General features: G+C 51.8%; 15 protein-coding genes and 3 pseudogenes. 8 read left to right on the top strand and 10 right to left on the bottom strand.

The annotated features are described in order from the left end of the window. The 3 genes and pseudogenes from DD606_RS20620 to DD606_RS26505 all read right to left on the bottom strand — a co-directional run. Positions 1-1,677 (bottom strand): HAD-IC family P-type ATPase (locus DD606_RS20620; protein WP_129259057.1); only part of this gene is annotated, 1,677 nt, incomplete at its 3' end. 275 nt (positions 1,678-1,952) lie between these two features. Next, a complete protein-coding gene (locus DD606_RS20615) occupies positions 1,953-2,837 on the bottom strand; it encodes a type VI secretion system-associated protein TagO (RefSeq protein WP_129259055.1) in 885 nt (294 codons plus the stop codon). Positions 2,838-2,841: 4 nt separating this feature from the next. Next, positions 2,842-3,173 (bottom strand): annotated as a pseudogene (locus DD606_RS26505) (hypothetical protein). Positions 3,174-3,348: 175 nt separating this feature from the next. Between DD606_RS26505 and DD606_RS20605 the strand changes: the two are divergent. Both DD606_RS20605 and DD606_RS20600 read left to right on the top strand, forming a co-directional pair. Next, positions 3,349-3,597: pseudogene (locus DD606_RS20605) on the top strand (hypothetical protein); the annotation flags it as partial. Between the two features lie 430 nt (positions 3,598-4,027). Further along, positions 4,028-5,800 carry a DUF262 domain-containing protein gene (locus DD606_RS20600; protein ID WP_129259053.1) on the top strand — a complete coding sequence of 591 codons (1,773 nt, stop codon included), beginning with the start codon at positions 4,028-4,030 and terminating at the stop codon, positions 5,798-5,800. 1,638 nt (positions 5,801-7,438) lie between these two features. Here DD606_RS20600 and DD606_RS20595 read toward each other — a convergent pair. Beyond that, positions 7,439-7,648: a replication endonuclease gene (locus DD606_RS20595; protein WP_129259051.1), complete on the bottom strand. Its 210-nt coding sequence runs from the start codon at positions 7,646-7,648 to the stop codon at positions 7,439-7,441. Here DD606_RS20595 and DD606_RS26650 point away from each other — a divergent pair. Continuing rightward, a pseudogene (locus tag DD606_RS26650) lies at positions 7,643-8,109 on the top strand (tyrosine-type recombinase/integrase); the annotation flags it as partial. The gene DD606_RS20595 and the pseudogene DD606_RS26650 sit on opposite strands and share 6 nt — an antisense overlap. An 86-nt stretch (positions 8,110-8,195) precedes the next feature. Further along, positions 8,196-8,606: a Cu(I)-responsive transcriptional regulator gene (cueR, locus tag DD606_RS20585; protein ID WP_017383222.1), complete on the top strand. Its 411-nt coding sequence runs from the start codon at positions 8,196-8,198 to the stop codon at positions 8,604-8,606. Here cueR and DD606_RS20580 read toward each other — a convergent pair. From DD606_RS20580 to DD606_RS20570, 3 genes are all read right to left on the bottom strand, one after another. Next, the gene (locus tag DD606_RS20580) at positions 8,603-9,055 is read right to left on the bottom strand and encodes an NfeD family protein (protein WP_022650512.1); all 453 of its coding nucleotides are present in this window, start codon (positions 9,053-9,055) and stop codon (positions 8,603-8,605) included. The genes cueR and DD606_RS20580 overlap by 4 nt on opposite strands. Further along, a complete protein-coding gene (locus DD606_RS20575) occupies positions 9,052-9,966 on the bottom strand; it encodes an SPFH domain-containing protein (RefSeq protein WP_003858941.1) in 915 nt (304 codons plus the stop codon). The genes DD606_RS20580 and DD606_RS20575 overlap by 4 nt, the downstream gene beginning before the upstream one ends. 154 nt (positions 9,967-10,120) lie before the next feature. Continuing rightward, on the bottom strand, positions 10,121-10,975 hold the full coding sequence (locus DD606_RS20570) for a hypothetical protein (protein ID WP_063136478.1): 855 nt from the start codon (positions 10,973-10,975) through the stop codon (positions 10,121-10,123). Positions 10,976-11,117: 142 nt separating this feature from the next. On the opposite strand from DD606_RS20570, the gene fetA reads away from it, so the two are divergent. Beyond that, positions 11,118-11,789 (top strand): iron ABC transporter ATP-binding protein FetA, encoded by a 672-nt coding sequence (gene fetA, locus DD606_RS20565; RefSeq protein WP_015571235.1) that lies wholly within the window; start codon positions 11,118-11,120, stop codon positions 11,787-11,789. After that, on the top strand, positions 11,782-12,564 hold the full coding sequence (gene fetB / locus DD606_RS20560) for an iron export ABC transporter permease subunit FetB (RefSeq protein WP_017383223.1): 783 nt from the start codon (positions 11,782-11,784) through the stop codon (positions 12,562-12,564). Before fetA ends, fetB begins: the two co-directional genes overlap by 8 nt. A 51-nt stretch (positions 12,565-12,615) precedes the next feature. On the opposite strand, the gene DD606_RS20555 is transcribed toward fetB, so the two are convergent. From DD606_RS20555 to tesA, 3 genes are read right to left on the bottom strand one after another with little or no spacing between them, the layout of a single operon-like run. Continuing rightward, positions 12,616-13,470 carry a co-chaperone YbbN gene (locus DD606_RS20555; protein WP_003858935.1) on the bottom strand — a complete coding sequence of 285 codons (855 nt, stop codon included), beginning with the start codon at positions 13,468-13,470 and terminating at the stop codon, positions 12,616-12,618. 58 nt (positions 13,471-13,528) lie between these two features. Further along, the gene (locus tag DD606_RS20550) at positions 13,529-14,338 is read right to left on the bottom strand and encodes an SDR family oxidoreductase (protein WP_104468573.1); all 810 of its coding nucleotides are present in this window, start codon (positions 14,336-14,338) and stop codon (positions 13,529-13,531) included. After that, entirely contained in the window at positions 14,319-14,951 is a 633-nt protein-coding gene (gene tesA / locus DD606_RS20545) for a multifunctional acyl-CoA thioesterase I/protease I/lysophospholipase L1 (RefSeq protein ID WP_045350626.1), read from the bottom strand. Before tesA ends, DD606_RS20550 begins: the two co-directional genes overlap by 20 nt. Between tesA and ybbA the strand changes: the two genes are divergently transcribed. Next, positions 14,922-15,608 (top strand): putative ABC transporter ATP-binding protein YbbA, encoded by a 687-nt coding sequence (gene ybbA, locus DD606_RS20540; RefSeq protein ID WP_003858931.1) that lies wholly within the window; start codon positions 14,922-14,924, stop codon positions 15,606-15,608. The genes tesA and ybbA overlap by 30 nt on opposite strands. Further along, positions 15,605-17,823: putative ABC transporter permease subunit YbbP (gene ybbP / locus DD606_RS20535; protein WP_139158327.1), on the top strand; the 2,219-nt coding region annotated here is incomplete at its 3' end. The genes ybbA and ybbP, both read left to right, overlap by 4 nt.

Genomic DNA, 17,823 nt, shown 5'->3' with positions numbered 1-17,823 from the left:
GCTGGAACCTTGTTCCAGCGCGGCGGCAAGGCGCAGGGCGTCCGTCTCCGTACAGCCAACGGTACTGACGGCCACCACCTGCGGTTTGCCCTCGGTGAGCGTGCCGGTTTTATCAAAGACAAGGGTGTCCAGCGTGCTTGCCCGTTGCAGGGCGTCAGCATCACGGACCAGTACGCCAAATTCGGCGGCGCGTCCGACGCCAGAGATAATCGACATCGGCGTGGCCAGGCCAAGGGCACAAGGGCAGGCGATGATCAGCACCGTGGTGGCGATCACCAGGGTGTAGACAATCTGCGGCGCCGGGCCGAAGAAATACCAGATCGCCGCGCTCAGCAGGGCAATACCGACGACCACCGGCACAAAAATGGCGGAGATTTTATCGGCAAGCTGACCAATCTCCGGCTTACTGCTCTGCGCCTGGCGGACCATGCGAATGATGCGTGACAGCGTGGTATGGCTGCCGACCGCGCTGGCGCGGAACAGCACGCTGCCGTCCTGTACCACCGTACCCGCATGCACCGCATCGCCCTGAGATTTCTGCTGGGGTATCGGCTCGCCGGTCAGCATCGCTTCATCCAGCCAGGCATCGCCCTGGGTGATTTCACCGTCGACGGGCACGCGGTCGCCGGTGGTCAGGCGCAGCGTCATTCCCGGCTGTACCTCTGAGAGCGGAACGCTTTTTTCCCCGTCGTCCGTGACCACGCGGGCCGTCGGCGGGGTTAAATCGAGTAATCTTTCCAGCGCTTTCGACGAGCGCTGACGCGCGCGGGCTTCGAGCATATGGCCTAAGTTAATCAGACCGATAATCATCGCACTCGCTTCATAATAGAGATGGCGCGCCTCCATCGGGAACCACTGCGGCCAGACGTTCACGCTCATCGAATACAGCCACGCCGCGCCGGTACCGAGCGCGACCAGCGTGTCCATCGTCGCGGTGCGGTTTTTCAGGCTCTTCCAGGCGCTGGTATAGAAATGTCCGCCAGCAAACACCATCACCGCAAGGGTAATCAGACCAATCACCAGCCACAGGGTGCGGTTGTCAGCGGTGACCATCATGTTGTCACCCATCATGCCCCACACCATCACCGGAATACCGACCAGCAGGGCGACAATCGCCTGCCAGCGGAAACGCTTCATAGTGGCGACAGCCGTTTCCTGCTGGCGCTCGCGGCGCTCGGCATCATCTTCGATGGCCTCCGCCCCGTAGCCCGCTTTCTCCACGGCCTGCACTAACTCTGCGGCGGAGGCGCTGCCCATCACCAGCGCAGTACGCTCCGCCAGGTTTACCCGTGCCTGTGCGACGCCCGGTACCGCCTGTAAGGCGTTTTGTACCCGGGAGACGCAGCTGGCGCAGCTCATGCCGTTGATCAGCAGCTGTTGGCTGTCATCAATGTCATCAGCTACCGGAAGCTCAGGAGTGGCCGCTGTCAGTGCTTCCGACGGGGATGATGACTCTGCCAGCGGTTTAGCCTTTGGGTGGCTTAACTCCGCCCCGTAACCGGCCTGTTTAATGGTATCAATCAGCGCGTCGGCGCTGGCGCTGCCGGTCACGGCGGCATGATCGATAGTCACCTCAGCGCTTTCCACGTCAGGACGCTGCTCCAGGCTTTCTTTAACGCGTTTGACACAGTGGCCGCAGGAGAGGCCGTCCAGTGTCAGGTCAATAGTGTGAGACATAACAAAACTCCCGTATAATGTTCTGGTCAATTGTTGACCTTCACTCTGCTTTTCGCTAACTGTTATGAAGGTTAAACCTTCCATCAAGGGGAAGGTCAAGAATTTAAATTGCTGATTGAAAGGGATTTTTAAAATCAGCGTCCACATAGCGTCCACACTTCGACAAAAGTGTCCACATTACAATGACAAAGCCCCGCTTATTGAGCGGGGCTTTTTTCATAACAAGTTACTCTTCATCGTCTGAAGGTAGCTCTGTTTAATGACATAAACTTGGTTTACTTCCAACCACAAGCTTTTTGAAGCGGTTTCACTGCATCTGAAAGGCCCTTCAGATCGAAGGTTGCACTCACAGGGGCTTCATTGTATGGGGTGATTCTGGTGAACATTTTGTCTGCTTTGGCTAGAGATTTAATGAAATCAATGTCACTACCCTTGTAAAAAACCGCTTTGGTATCAGTTGAGATAGACCATTCTTTTTCAACTGCTTTCTGCTTATCCAGGCGGTAGAGCATGCTCGTTTGCTCAAGGCCCAGGTACACATCCCAGTTAATGAATACCTCCGTTTTCTTTTCGCGGCAGGCTACATACATTGTTGGAATCACACTTTCACCAAAAGGTGTTCGAATGTAATCATTACTGTTAAGTGAGAGGATTATGTTTTTTGAGTCGTCTACCGGTGAGGTGCTAATCGATGTTTGCCACTTGCCAGGGTTAGAAACAGTATCTTGCGCAGCCTCAGTTTCTGCGGATGTAGTCTGCGGGAATAACTTGTCGAAACATGCCAGCCTTTTAGTGCCATTAATTTCACTTTGGCACTCTAACAACTTCGCTCGGTCAGGTTGCTGATAATCATTTTTTGCTGACGTGTTTATCGAGCTTGTTGTAGTTTTAAACGTTGGTGAGAAGAAGCGATCGTAACAAGATAGTCGTTTATCGTCGCCTTTCTCCTCGGGGCATTGATCCCTACTCTCGAATTTCTCAGCATTTTGTGTTCGTGATGGCGGTATTGATTTGTCGTAACAAGAAAGTCGTTCAGCATTATTTTCCATACCCCGACATTCAAGGACTGCATTGAAGTTTTTATGTTCACTTCCTGCGTACACAGACGCTGCATTGAGTGCCACAAATGATGCTATTAAATTTAAAAAAAGCTTTTTCATTTAATCATCCTTTTGGTCTTATCAGGAATACAAGGTTACCGATGATTATGTTGCCTATAACCCAAACACTAACGATTGCCATTAAACCTAGACCTGTACCAATTGCAGCCCCAGATCTTTCTGCATCGGAAGTTGCGTGATTTATTACATCACCACTACCAACTAATCCTGCGAAGAGGCAGTAGATTATAAATAAGTTGAACAATATAAAAGACCACTTGATGACTTTTCCAAAAAGTGAACGTCGTGGCTTTTTAAGTTGCTTCCCACATGACGGCAACGCAATGCTGTATCACTTACATCCTTAAGATACTCTGGGCAGCTAACCAATGCCATAAACCTATCTTCTATGATTAATAAAATATTGTCTTTTTGTTACAAATAATTTTGATTTTATCGGATTTGGGCGCATTGACAAGAGAAAAACATCATTACAGCGCAGGGTTTTTGTTAAATAATCAGGTTGAATTGATTATTTCCATAGTGCAAGGAGGGAAAGGCATCGCGTGGGATATCAGCAAAGGATGAGTTTCTTAACATCAAATCGGCAACGTGCAACGATTTGAGCGCCGCTCGCTTCATTCCGCCGCAGTTGATGGGCGCAATACCAGAAGGCAATGGATCGCTCGGTGATGGAAGCAATGAAGGCATTCATGACTGGCTCGGTCAGGAAGTGATACGCTTCAATTCCTACGCTCTGCTCAAAGACGAGGGACCCATTCTACCCGCCGCGCATCCTGCGGCAGTTCTCCTTGAGTAATTTTCAATCACCGCATAACCGACCAACCGTTCTGCACTAAATTTATCGCCCCTCACACTGAACCCATAAGCGCCACACTGGCAGCCGCAAACTGCAATTGACCCCGCGTACACCTAGAAGCGTAAAAGGCAGGAAAGGCCGAAAAATGGCATTTAAATGCATCTCCTCCCTCACCTCTTTCGCGTGGGCTGTTCCCCCGTCACCTGCGCCTGACAAACTTGCGTGTTTATGTGCATTTGCAGATTCACCGCTAGATAGAGGAGATACTGTCGCTATAGGACCAAAAGACGACCAATTTTATTGTGCAGTTTTATGCATAATTGTGCAGTTGGAAGTTTGTCCATCAGATTGACTTCAGATACAAATTCAATGTATTTTAATCCAATACGTGTCCTATCTGTTTCTTTACTAAATATTCGAGATACATCAAATGGCTAATGAAAACTTAGATATTGACTCCAAGACAGCAGAAGAATTATATGAATGGTATTTAGAAGATAAATTAATTATAAATCGAAGATACCAAAGAAAGTTAGTATGGTCCCTTAACGAGAAAACCGCATTGATCTCATCAATGACTCAACAGTATCCTATCCCTTTGCTATTATTCGTTTCCATTGACAACAAAAGAGAAATTCTCGATGGTATGCAAAGACTAGAAGCTTTAATGAGTTTTATTGAACAGCGATTCTCGTTAAATGGCAAATACTTTGATTTAGATGCTATTGCATTAACAAAAGAACTAAAAGATAGTGGCAAAATTCAACAAAAAGAACCAGTGTTATCTCGTGAAAGCTCCGCATTAATTGCTCGCTATAGATTTGCCATATCGGAATACTCCTCAACTGAGGATCACATTGACGAAGTATTTCGCCGTATAAATTCCAATGGTAAGATTTTATCGAAACAAGAACTACGGAGCGCGGGTTGCGTAAGTAATTTTTCAGAATTAGTGAGAAAAATCTCAACCATTATAAGAGGTGATACTACTCATAGCGATATAATGGGACTTAATAAAATACATAACATATCCATTTGCAATGACGGTCTTGATTATGGAATAAATATTGATAACCATTTCTATATTAGAAATCATATAATTAGTAGGCCTAGTATCAGGGATTCTGACGACGAAGAGTTAGTCGCAAACATCTTAGGTTATATTTTCTTAGATGACAAGCCTACATCGGGGTCATCATCACTTGATACATTTTACGGTGAAGGTTCGACGACTCATGCAATCCATACACGAACCCAATTAGAGAATTATATTCAGACAAATAGTGCGGAGAAAATTATAAATAATTATCTCATCGTATATGAGATGATTCAAAAGCTATTTGATGATAACGATTTGAATTTCAGAACACATATTCTAGGCAATACGTCTTCATCTCAAGAATGCCCACGTTACTATCAAGCGGTTTTTCTTGCTTTGTATGAATTAGTAATAAATGAAAACATGCAACTTGATGATGAACAGAAATTTATCGCACAGCTCGGGGACAGTGTACAACGTTCAATGGTACAAACCGAAGGTGGTCGCTGGGCAGCTAGCGCTCGTCAGAAAAGTGTCGAAGACTTATGCGCTTTAATTAAACGATATTTTAAAGAGTCAGAACGTAAATTTATCAATCATGCATGGCAAACGCTGATAAGAACCCTACTTAATAATTCAAGAACAGAACAGCCAAATTATGATTTTAAACAGGGTTTATTCATCCTGTCAGGCGAAAACAAAATAGATGAAGATTGTTTTATTAATATTGTTCAAACGGCTGTAGCAATTAATAATATCGGTAGGGAAGCAAATGGTTATATCTTGGTAGGCATCTCCGACACCAAAGCTACGGCAGAAAGAGTTAAAAAATTATATGGTGTTACACCTATTGAGTCTAATGGATACTTCATCAATGGAATTGATCATGAAGCCATAATTCATTCAAAAAACATAGATAATTACTTCCTGTTCATAAAACAAAAAATCGAATCGTTTAAATTTAGTGATGCATTAAAACAGCAAATACTGAAAGATATTTCATTATGTTCATACGAAGGGTTGCATGTTTTGAAAATCGAAATAAAAAGTGTTGGAGAAGTCTGCCACTTTGAAAATAGTTATTATATAAGACAAGGATCAGCTACGCATTTAATTACTGAAGGTGAAGCAATCAGTAATTTGCATAGATCATACTACTCATAATCATTTAAGCACTATGAAGGTGTCACATGCCTCCATAGTGCATTTTTTAAAAACGTCAATTATTTTTTCCTTGCATTTTATCGCTATCATTCTTTTAATGATTTAGTACAAATATTATCTATAGAGTTGAAATAATTTAGCTCCGCTGCTTAAACTTATGCATTCTGTTCAGTGTAATCACTAAACACATTAACTACTTACCATTCGGCTTGTATAACCTCAGGTTTAGGAACGCTATCTTTTTGCTCTTCACGTGGAGGTATATACTGACTTTGCGAATCGCGTTCTTCATGAGACGACACGTGATAATAAAGTCAGTTTTGATAGTCAGCTTCTGGCTCATAATCATTAAAGTACTTGCCCACGTCTACCCCCAATTATGTGCGCAATCCTTAGTCTTTCAAGGAGGACGTTATTCTCCCGTTTCCTTTGCGCTTTTACTCTATGCTTAACTTCATCGCGGCACTGGTTCGAGAACTCCTTCGCCTTCAGCTTCGCTGTACAAGCTTGGCAGAGCTTTACATCGCCATAGGTTACTTAACTCTGCATCACAATCACTTGCCTTACAGTACATCGCTTTAGTCTTTTCCACTAAATAACCATCGTTCAGGTAAACAAGATGCTCCTAAAAGAAAGCGAGGCCCCGCGCCGAAGTGCATCAATATCAGGTATGGACTTAATCCCCAAATGAGGAAAGCTGATAACGACGATGATCAGTTATTAACGCAGCCCTCACAACACTACTGCGCTGAGTTGCTAACTCATCGCGGATAGCCGACGACACTTTCATGTAATTTTGGTCTGATTTATCGCAATCTGAAGCAGACATATGATTTGCAAGCGTCTCTAATTCATCAGCAGGTAATTTCTGCCGTTCTGGTTTGTAGTTTCTAATACTTTCATTAAGCCGCTTTTTCTGTTCACGGCTAATTTGACCAATTTCATACTGCTCTGGTTCTTCTTGTGGTGAATTTAGCCCGCTCTATTTGTATATTTTTCATATTCTGTACAGTTTTTAACACGAGTCCAAGAGGACGCAGACGCGCCCTTAAGGTCAAAACCCGTATCTATGCGGTCTGAAGATTTGAGTTTCAACCTCACAATGCGATAAGAATGGGGACCCATTTCTACGAATGAAATGCTGGACGCAGGTATAACCAGGACCTTAATAGCCTACTGATATTCGCCGTAGCTGGTCGGCTCGTTTTCGTATTGTTACCAGGCGCGGAGAACAAGTTTGGAGAGGGAAACAAAAGGGCCACCCTGCAAAGTGATGTAACCCTGCCAATCTCACGCGTGAGTGGCGCGATGCAACTCGCCAAAGATAGCGCTAACTTTGTCAGTTAACTCCTGATTTCTCAGGCGACGCAGTTAAAGCCAGGCTGATAATTGCGCTCCCCATAAAAACTGGAATTGGCGTATACCCCAACATGACGCCTAGGCCGTTGCGTACTTAGAGGTTTCCTTCATAGGGCGTCCATTTTCGTGATCGCTGTTGCCGTCCAGAGCGTAAACATCACTGTTTTTTTTTAGATGTATTTGACGACATTACCCGTAGTGCTACCCAACGCCGGATCAAACGACTTGAGTTCACAGCCGGGCTGTTTACCATACTAAACAGTTTACTATTCCGCATCCTCAAGCGTTGCGTAGTCTTCCATGAACCTCTTTCAACTCTGCATTGTGCTCTGGTGCTGTAAACAACAGGCCATGCCAGTACTGAGTACCGTCATAATGGGATTCAGCGACGCAAAGACCGAAAACAGGAAGTTCGCGGAGTGCGAGTTCAGCACAAATTTGATGCCATATTTGATCGAGATACCGCTGTGATCGGCGTGGGCTTACCACCGCATTGCGATTCTACTGATGGCTAGGGGGGAAGCATACAGTCTGAAAGCGGAAAATATTGTCGGTATTAGGGTTATGTTTACCCTGACAAAGAACGGTGAAAGACGCGTTGTTCCGCTATCGGATGATATCGCCAGGAAAATCAAAGACAGGGAATCAGGGCGGCTTTTTCGGGTAAGTTATAAAACGTTCCGCTTGAGGATGAAAGAAGCAAAACCCAATTTGCCAGATGCACAGGCGGCCCATGCTTTACGGCACACGTTCGCAACGCACTTTATGATGAAGGGGGCAACATCATTGCTTTACAGCGAATCTTGGGTCATGCGTATATTTCTCAAACGATGGTTTATGCACACTTCGCACCAGATTATTTACTGGACGCTGTAAGCTATAATCCTCTCAGCGGAATGTCCACATTGTGTCCACACTCTGGAGGCAAAGCGGGGGGACGGGTTAGTTAAGTCTGCCAAATACTGATTTGGCGCAGTAGCTTACGGAGATGCGCCTGTCAGAATCCCACCATCAAGGGGAAGGTCAAGGGGGAAATGTGAATATCAGCGATGTTGCGAAAAAAACCGGCTTAACCAGCAAAGCGATTCGCTTTTATGAGGAAAAAGGGCTGGTGACGCCACCGTTGCGCAGTGAGAACGGCTACCGCAGCTATACGCAGCTGCATCTTGATGAACTGACGTTACTGCGCCAGGCAAGACAGGTAGGATTTAACCTTGAAGAGTGCGGCGAGCTGGTTAACCTGTTTAACGATCCGAAACGCCACAGTGCCGACGTGAAAAAACGTACGCTGGAAAAAGTGGCGGAGATCGAACGCCATATCATCGAATTACAGGCGATGCGTGAGCAACTGTTACAGCTGGCAGAATCCTGCCCGGGAGATGACAGCGCCGAGTGCCCGATTATCGACAATCTTTCCGGCTGCTGCCACCGTAAAACCCACGCCTAACAGGCTTTAACCCGCAGGGTAATGCCTTCCACCGCAATGACCTCAACCCGCGTGCCGGCGCTGAGGTCATCGTCGGCCACCACCGGCCACGAACTGTCCCCCACGCGCATATGACCGCGTCCGTTGATCAGCGTGTTATCAAGCGTAAAGCGTTTACCCACGATCTGCTGCCCACGCTGGTTGAGATGCGCGTCGACCGGCTTCTGCGCCTTCACCCGTTTGTTCAGCCAGCGCCACCACAGCCAGGCGGCCAGCAGCGTCAGCACGGCAAACAGCGCGCCCTGCCACTCCCAGCCAACAGGCAGCAGCCAGACGACCAGCCCGGTAATCACCGCGGCAACCCCGCTCCAAAGCAGATAACCGTTGCCGCCAAGCATCTCAGCGGCCAGCAGCAGTCCGCCAAGGCTTAGCCAGAACGCATGAGGATGTGCAACGATGAGCTCGATCATTTTTTACGCTCGTTTCCGCCGTCTTTGATCAGTTCGGCAATTCCGGCGATAGACCCCATCAGGCTGCTGGCATCCAGCGGCATCATCACCACCTTGCTGTTGTTCGCGGAGCCGATCTCCTTCAGCGCATCGGTATATTTTTGTGCGACGAAGTAGTTCACGGCCTGGATATCCCCGGCGGCAATCGCCTCGGAGACCATTTGCGTCGCGCGGGCTTCCGCTTCTGCCGAACGTTCACGCGCTTCCGCCTGGAGGAAGGCAGACTGACGGTCGCCCTCGGCTTTCAGGATCTGCGACTGTTTTTCCCCTTCCGCTTTCAGGATTTCAGCCTGACGCACCCCTTCGGCTTCAAGAATATAGGCACGCTTGGTACGCTCGGCCTTCATCTGCGCGTTCATGGAAGCTATCAGCTCTGCCGGTGGGCGCACGTCGCGGATCTCAATGCGTGTCACTTTGATCCCCCACGGATTGGTGGCTTCATCCACAATGTGCAGCAGGCGGGTATTAATGCTGTCGCGCTGGGAGAGCATTTCATCCAGCTCCATCGAGCCAAGCACGGTACGGATGTTGGTCATGGTCAGGTTGACGATCGCCAGCTCCAGGTTGCTCACCTCATAGGCCGCTTTTGGCGCATCAATCACCTGAATAAAGCACACCGCATCGATGGTGACGTTGGCGTTATCCTTGGAGATGACTTCCTGAGAAGGGATATCCAGCACCTGCTCCATCATGTTGATCTTGCGCCCAATTCTGTCCATGAACGGGACGATCAGGCTTAAACCCGGCTGAAGGGTATTGGTGTAGCGACCGAAGCGTTCGACGGTCCACTGGTAACCCTGCGGGACAATTTTGACGCCTGCGCCCACGATAACCAGCGCAACGAAAATAAGGACGGGAACAACGATGAGCATAAAAACCTCCTGTTTTGCATGCCGTAACGAGAAAAACTGCGTATTTGTTGAACGTAAGTATATCGGCTAACGAACAGGATTTCGCCCCTGTAAAGAGGTGGGAACCGGACTGGCAGAAATAAAACGCCCCGTTCGGGATGCGGGGCGCAAAGCGTTACTTTTCAGACCAGGTATAGCTGAAGTCAGTGATAAACCCATCCCCGGCGTCAGCGATGGCTTTTGATAAGCCCTGATAGTATTTTTCCAGGCCGATGGCCTCTATCTGCTGGATCTGCTCGCGAACGGGAGCGCAGAACAATACCGCATTGCCCGCCCCGACACGTTTGTTGTTCGGCGGCAGATCGCCGGTAATCGCTTTAAACCAGGTTCTGATCCCTTGCTTTAAGCTGTGCGGCGCTTTTGTAAGATCCTCCTGGCCGGTCAGTACCTGTAGGGTAGGGAATTCATTAGCATTGACGGCGGTTTTCATACGCGCAAAGAACGCGGTAAAAAGCTCAAAAGAGCCGAGATCCGTGACGCGAGGCTTGGTGGTTTTTCCGTTTTTATTGCCCATTTTTCCGGCAGGGGCTGTAGGCGCCGGAACCACATTGACCTTATGCAGATCCAGACCAAACAGCAGATTGCAGTGCGCCCGGCGCTCTTTAAGCGGATAGGACATCAGCACGTCAATAAACGCCGTCGCCCTCACATCGGCCAGATCATGGTTAATCAGCCATTGCGAGCGGGCAAATTCCGCGGGGGAAACGAACCAGTCCGGCACCTCAGTAAAGCGTCTGGATTTACCCTTGCCGTCAAACTCGAGAAAGTAAGCTCCATCATCGAAAGCAAAATAGCAGTTTTTAAAGCTACCGATTGTGGTGTTAACGATGAGCGCCTTCTTAACAAAATCGACCACCTCTGCACCCATGACAAAACGCGTGAGTTCAGAAGAATTGATGACTTCCATTAATGTTTCCACATCAGGAACACCAGGCTTCAGGGAAGAGAACTCATAAAAGATATGTGTCATGTTGCTGACTTCCTGTAGTTATAGAGGTGACAATTAGCGAGCAAAAAGTTTAACACTTGCTATAGGTTAAGGCTATTCGCGCTGCGTAGCGGAAAGGATTATGCTAAAGGCTCTTCTTATCACAGCGGTTAATGGAATCGGAATGAATAATAAAAAAAATCTTCTGGATATCAGGGATGTTGGCTTTCGTGTGGGTGATAACACCATCCTTCAGCACGTCGATTTTTGTCTCTCTCCGGGCGAATTTAAACTGATAACCGGTCCCTCCGGCTGCGGCAAAAGCACCCTCCTGAAAATCGTGGCTTCGCTACTGAGCCCAACGGAGGGAACCATCCTGTTTGCAGGAAAAGATATCGCCACGCTTTCACCGGAAAGCTATCGCCAGCAGGTGTCATACTGCGTGCAAACGCCGTCCCTGTTTGGCGACACGGTGTACGACAATCTGGTTTTCCCCTGGCACATCCGCAACCAAACGCCTGATCCGAAAAAGTTTACCGACGATCTGACCCGGTTCGGGCTTTCGCCGGAGACGCTGACCAAATCGATCGCCGAACTGTCGGGAGGGGAAAAGCAGCGCGTCTCGCTGATCCGTAACCTGCAATTCTTGCCGAAGGCGCTGTTGCTGGACGAAATCACCAGCGCGCTGGATGACGCTAACAAGCGCAACGTCAATGACATTATCCATCGCTACGCCCGGGAGCAGAATATTGCCGTGCTGTGGGTGACGCATGATTCAAATGAAATTACCCATGCGGATGATGTCATCACGCTCAGGCCGCAGGGCGGGAAAATGGAGGAGGCTCACCGTGGGTGAACATAACATAACTAACGAATCGCTGGCGCTGTCGATGGTCCTGGTGCTGGTGGCGATTGTGGTCAGCTACCGGGAAAAACTGGGGCTGGAAAAAGATATTCTTTGGAGTATCGCCCGCGCGGTCATTCAGCTCATCATCGTCGGCTATGTGCTGAAATACATCTTCAACGTCAATCATGCCGTGCTGACCCTGTTGATGGTGCTGTTTATCTGCTTTAACGCGGCATGGAACGCGCAGAAACGCAGTAAATACATCGATAAAGCGTTCATTTCGTCGTTGATCGCCATCACTACCGGGACCGCGTTAACGCTGGCTGTGCTGGTGCTTTCCGGCTCGATAGAATTTACGCCGATGCAGGTGATCCCCATTTCCGGGATGATTGCGGGCAATGCGATGGTGGCGGTCGGGTTGTGCTACAACAATCTGGGGCAACGGTTCAGCAGTGAACAGCAGCAGCTTCAGGAGAAGCTAAGCCTTGGCGCGACGCCGAAGGTGGCCTCGGCGAGGTTGATCCGCGACAGCATTCGCTCTTCGCTAATCCCAACGGTGGATTCCGCCAAAACGGTGGGTCTGGTGAGCCTGCCGGGCATGATGTCGGGGCTGATTTTTGCCGGTATCGATCCGGTAAAAGCCATTAAATACCAGATTATGGTGACGTTTATGCTGCTCTCTACGGCGAGCCTGTCCACCATCATTGCCTGCTACCTGACCTATCGGAAGTTTTACAACGCTCGCCACCAGCTGGTGGTGACGCAGTTGAAAAAGACGGGGTAATATCTGCTTTTGTAGGCCCGGTAAGCGTTAGCGCCACCGGGCATTTTTTTGCTAGTAGAGCAACGCGTACAGCTGACGACGATATTTCGACGCCAGCGCGTCACCGGTACCCAGCGCGGCCAGGATCTCCTGGAACATCTTCCGAGCCTGTCCGTCTGCGGCGCCCAGGTCCTTCTGAAGATGGCTAAACAGCAGCTCCAGCGCCTCTTCGTTACGCCCCACCTGATGAAGCTGAAGCGCCAGCTGGCTTGCCAGCGCGGCATCCTGCGGGTTGTCCGCAACCTGCTGCTGAAGCTGTTGAATTTCAGGGGTATCCGCCGCCTGTTTCAGCAGGTCAATCTGCGCCACCAGACCCTGATAACGGGTATCCTGATCCTGCATCGGCACCGTTTTCAGCACGGCTTCCGCGTCTTCAGGGCGGTGCAGTGCAATCTGGGTCTCTGCCAGCAGCAGACCAATCTGGCTGTTCTGGTTCGACAGCTGCCAGGCGTCTTTTAACAGCGGCAGCGCCTCGTCGTACTTGCCTTCCTGCATTAGCGCCATGGCTTCCTGCGCTTTCAGCTCTTCTTCGCGCGGCAGGACTTTATCCAGCAGGGCGCGGATCGCCTCTTCGGGCTGCGGCCCCTGGAAGCCATCCACCGGCTGACCGTTCTGGAACAGGTAGACGGTTGGGATCGCACGCAGGCCAAACTGGGAAGCCACCATCGGTTCGGCGTCACAATCCAGCTTCGCCAGAATGAACTGACCATTGTACTGCGCGGCAAGGCTTTCCAGGACCGGCGTCAGTTGCAGGCAGTGTTGGCTGCGTTCAGACCAGAAGTAGAACAGCACCGGTTTAGTCATTGACTGTTCGAGCGTCTGTTGCAGGTTAGCTTCAGTTATGTTGACGATATTCTGTACGGACATGCGGCATTCTCTTTTATCGGTTTACTCTTTACATGGGGGTAAGCGTGGTCGCTTCAACTCAACCCTGCAAAATTTTGTCCATCATCCGCCCCGGCAGCAGGCGTTTCAACCAGCCGACGGCATGGGTCACCAGCGTGACCGGATAGCGCATTTTAGGGGTATCGCTCTCAAACGCGTGGCGCACTTTGGCAACGACGGCTTCTGGCCCAAGCGTAAAACGCGCCGCGATGCCGGGATTTTCGACCGGTTTGTCCGCCTGCGTCTGGTTAACGTTTTCCGTAAAGCGGGTGCGGATCGGGCCGGGTTCAATCAGGCTGACCTTAATACCGCTGTGGCGCAGCTCCATGCGCAACGCATCGGACCAGGCTTCAAGCGCATATTTACTGGCAGCGTAAGCCCCGCGGCCCGGCGTGGAGATCAGGCCCATCACCGAGGAGGTCATGACAATCCGCCCTTCGCCGTGCGGCAGCATGGCCGGGAGAAGGTGCATGGTAAGCTGATGCGCCCCGAAAAAGTTTGCGGAGAACTGCTGCTCCAGCTGTTCCCGTGAGAGAGTCTGTAGCGGGCCGTACACGCCGTAGCCCGCATTGTTGAACAGACCGTAAAGACGGTTGTTGGTCAGGGCGATAACCTCATCGGCGGCCTGCTCTACGCTCTCTGGCGAATCGAGATCCAGCAGAATGCCGGTAAATCCCAGCCCTCGCATGCGTTCGACATCCTCGGGTTTGCGGCAGGCTGCCAGCACCCAAAACCCCTGACGTTTCAGTTCAAGGGCGCTTTCAAGGCCAATTCCGCTGGAACATCCTGTTATTAAGACCGATTTTTGCATAACTTTACCTGTCAGGTTCTCAGCTGTTTGACGAGTCATGTTTTACTAAAGGAGCCAGCCGGGTTGCCATCCAGTCGGCAATAAACGGCTGGGCATCGCGATTGGGGTGAATGCCATCATCCTGCATCCACTGGGGTTTCAGATAGACCTCTTCCATGAAAAATGGCAGCAGCGGAATATCAAACTCTTTGGCAAGCTTAGGATAGATCGCGCTAAACGCCTCATTATACCGACGGCCGTAGTTAGCGGGCAGGCGAATTTGCATCAGCAGCGGCTGGGCATCGGCGGCCTTAATGGTCTGCAAAATGGTCCGCAGCGTTTGCTCCGTTTGCTGTGGCTGGAAGCCGCGCAAACCATCATTACCGCCCAGTTCGACCAGCACCCAACGCGGTTGATGCTGCTTAAGCAGGGCAGGCAGGCGCGATAAGCCTTGCTGCGACGTATCGCCGCTGATGCTGCCGTTCACGACAGAGGCCCGGGACTGCCATTTATCATTGAGCAGGGCGGGCCAGGCCGCACTGGCGGCCATACGATAGCCCGCGCTCAGGCTGTCGCCCAGAATCAATAACGTGTCCGCAGCCGCCGCGCGGAAGGTCATCAGCATCAAAAACAGGAAGGGCAAATGCCAGCGGAAAACATTGTTGAAGTTCATCGTCTTAAGAAGTCCGTCGGTCAGGGGGAACACGAGCTTTCCATCCTCACCGGAGTTGAACTCGTTGTCAAACGTGCCGAAACCATCGCCCTGATTGGTGAATCCGGTTCCGGTAAGTCCACGCTGCTGGCCATTCTCGCCGGTCTGGACGATGGCAGCAGTGGGGAAGTGAACCTGGTCGGCCAGCCCCTCCACGCGCTTGATGAAGAGGCCCGCGCCGCGCTGCGAGCCCGGCATATCGGGTTTGTCTTTCAGTCATTCATGCTGATCCCGACGCTGAACGCGCTGGAAAACGTTGAGCTACCTGGCCTGCTGCGCGGTGAAAATACCCGTGAAAGCCGCGATCACGCGAAGGCGTTGCTGGAACAGCTGGGGCTGGGAAAACGTCTCGACCACCTTCCGGCACAGCTTTCCGGCGGTGAGCAGCAGCGCGTGGCGCTGGCCAGGGCGTTTAACGGGCGCCCGGAAGTGCTGTTTGCCGATGAGCCAACGGGCAATCTCGACCGTAAAACCGGGGACAGAATTGCCGATCTGCTGTTTTCCCTCAACCGCGAGCACGGCACCACGCTGATTCTGGTTACCCACGACCCGCAGCTGGCCGCCCGCTGCGACCGCCGCCTGCGGCTGGTGAACGGTATTCTTCAGGAGGAAGCATGATTGCCCGCTGGTTCTGGCGGGAGTGGCGCTCGCCCTCGCTGCTGATTGTCTGGCTGGCGTTGAGCCTGGCGGTGGCCTGCGTGCTGGCGCTCGGTAGCGTCAGCGATCGTATGGAGAAAGGGCTTAGCCAGCAGAGTCGGGAATTTATGGCCGGGGACCGGGCTCTGCAAAGTTCTCGTCCCGTGCCGCCGGGCTGGATTGAGGAAGCGCGCAAAGAGGGGCTGAAGGTGGGAGAGCAAATCACCTTCCAGACCATGACCTTTGCGGGCGACACGCCGCAGCTTGCCAGCGTAAAAGCCGTGGATGACATCTACCCGATGTACGGTGACTTACAAACCAGCCCGCCGGGGCTAAAACCGACGGCCGGTACGGTCCTGCTGGCATCGCGACTGATGGCGCTGCTGAACCTGAAACCCGGAGACAGTATCGACGTCGGCGACGCGACACTCAAAATTGCCGGGGAAGTGGTGCAGGAGCCCGACTCCGGATTTAATCCGTTCCAGCTTGCGCCGCGCCTGCTGATGAACACCGCGGATGTGGCGAAAACCCACGCCGTCCAGCCGGGAAGCCGTGTCACCTGGCGGTATAAGTTTGGCGGAACGCCAGCTCAGCTGGAGGCGTACGAAAAATGGCTCCTGCCGCAGCTCAAGCCGGAACACCGCTGGTACGGACTGGAGCAGGATGACGGGGCGCTCGGCAAATCTCTTGAGCGTTCTCAGCAGTTCCTGCTGCTGTCGGCGCTGTTAACCCTGCTGCTTGCCATTGCGGCGGTTGCCGTGGCGATGGGGCACTACTGCCGCAGCCGTTACGATCTGGTGGCGATCCTCAAAACCCTCGGCGCGGGCCGCGCGCAACTGCGCAAGCTGATTGTCGGCCAGTGGCTGATGGTGCTGGCGCTGTCGGCTCTGACCGGCGGGGCGATAGGGCTGCTGTTTGAAAAGCTTCTGATGGTGATGGTCAAACCGGTACTGCCCGCCGCATTACCGCCTGCCAGCCTCTGGCCGTGGCTGTGGGCAATCGGCGCGATGACGACGATCTCCCTGCTGGTGGGGTTACGCCCGTACCGGCTGCTACTCGCCACCCAGCCGCTGCGCGTGCTGCGCCGCGATGTGGTGGCCAGCGTTTGGCCGCTGAAGTTCTACCTGCCGGTGATTATTGCGGTGGCGGTCGGGCTGCTGGCCTGGCTGATGGGCGGCAGTACGCTGCTGTGGGCTGTGCTGGCGGGCGCGGTGGTGCTGGCGCTGCTGTGCGGCGTAGTGGGCTGGATACTGCTTAATGTGCTGAGAAAGCTGACAGTTAAATCACTTCCCATACGGTTAGCGGTTAACCGACTGCTGCACCAGCCGTGGTCTACCCTCAGCCAGCTCTCGGCATTTTCGCTGTCGTTTATGCTGCTGGCGCTTCTGCTGGTGCTGCGCGGGGATCTGCTGGATCGCTGGCAGCAGCAGCTTCCGCCAGAAAGCCCGAACTATTTCCTGATCAACATCGCGCCCGAGCAGGTGACGCCGCTGAAGGGCTTCCTGTCCGAGCATCACATTATTCCCGAGTCGTTCTATCCGATCGTGCGCGCCCGACTGACGCAGATCAACGGCCAGTCGACGGAGGGAAATAAGGATGAATCGCTCAACCGCGAACTCAACCTGACCTGGCAGGCGAAACGTCCGGACCATAACCCGATCGTTGCTGGCACCTGGCCGCCGAAAGCGGGGGAAGTGTCGATGGAGGAGGGGCTGGCGACACGCCTGAACGTGAACCTCGGCGACAGCGTGACCTTCACCGGTGATACCCAGGATTTCACCGCCAAAGTTACCAGCCTGCGTAAAGTGGACTGGGAAAGCCTGCGGCCAAACTTCTTCTTCATCTTCCCGCCGGGTGCGCTGGACGGACAGCCCCAGAGCTGGCTCACCAGCTTCCGCTGGGAAAACGGCAACGGCATGCTGACGCAGCTTAACCGGGAATTTCCGACGGTGAGCCTGCTGGATATCGGCGCGATCCTTAAACAGGTCGGGCAGGTGCTGGAGCAGGTAAGCCGCGCGCTGGAGGTGATGGTGGTGCTGGTGACGATCTGTGGCATATTGCTGCTGCTGGCGCAGGTGCAGGTCGGCATGCGTCAGCGTCATCAGGAGCTGGTTGTCTACCGCACGCTGGGGGCCAGTAAACGGCTGCTGCGCGCCACGCTGTGGAGCGAATTTGCCCTGCTCGGGCTGGTGGCGGG

It is taken from the genome of Enterobacter cloacae complex sp. GF14B (assembly GCF_004136805.1).
Taxonomy (GTDB): domain Bacteria; phylum Pseudomonadota; class Gammaproteobacteria; order Enterobacterales; family Enterobacteriaceae; genus Enterobacter; species Enterobacter hormaechei_C.
The sequence above is the reverse complement of the archived record's forward strand: the minus strand, read 5'-3'. Positions and strand labels throughout refer to the sequence as shown.

Excerpts from the sequence above, each read along its gene's own strand:
- DD606_RS20600 (WP_129259053.1), top strand. The coding sequence starts at position 4,028 with ATGGCTAATGAAAACTTAGATATTGACTCCAAGACAGCAGAAGAATTA.
- DD606_RS20575 (WP_003858941.1), bottom strand. The coding sequence starts at position 9,966 with ATGCTCATCGTTGTTCCCGTCCTTATTTTCGTTGCGCTGGTTATCGTG.
- DD606_RS20550 (WP_104468573.1), bottom strand. The coding sequence starts at position 14,338 with ATGACTCGTCAAACAGCTGAGAACCTGACAGGTAAAGTTATGCAAAAA.
- DD606_RS20580 (WP_022650512.1), bottom strand. The coding sequence starts at position 9,055 with ATGATCGAGCTCATCGTTGCACATCCTCATGCGTTCTGGCTAAGCCTT.
- ybbA (WP_003858931.1), top strand. The coding sequence starts at position 14,922 with ATGCCAGCGGAAAACATTGTTGAAGTTCATCGTCTTAAGAAGTCCGTC.
- DD606_RS20615 (WP_129259055.1), bottom strand. The coding sequence starts at position 2,837 with ATGAAAAAGCTTTTTTTAAATTTAATAGCATCATTTGTGGCACTCAAT.
- tesA (WP_045350626.1), bottom strand. The coding sequence starts at position 14,951 with ATGAACTTCAACAATGTTTTCCGCTGGCATTTGCCCTTCCTGTTTTTG.
- DD606_RS20555 (WP_003858935.1), bottom strand. The coding sequence starts at position 13,470 with ATGTCCGTACAGAATATCGTCAACATAACTGAAGCTAACCTGCAACAG.
- DD606_RS20570 (WP_063136478.1), bottom strand. The coding sequence starts at position 10,975 with ATGACACATATCTTTTATGAGTTCTCTTCCCTGAAGCCTGGTGTTCCT.
- fetA (WP_015571235.1), top strand. The coding sequence starts at position 11,118 with ATGAATAATAAAAAAAATCTTCTGGATATCAGGGATGTTGGCTTTCGT.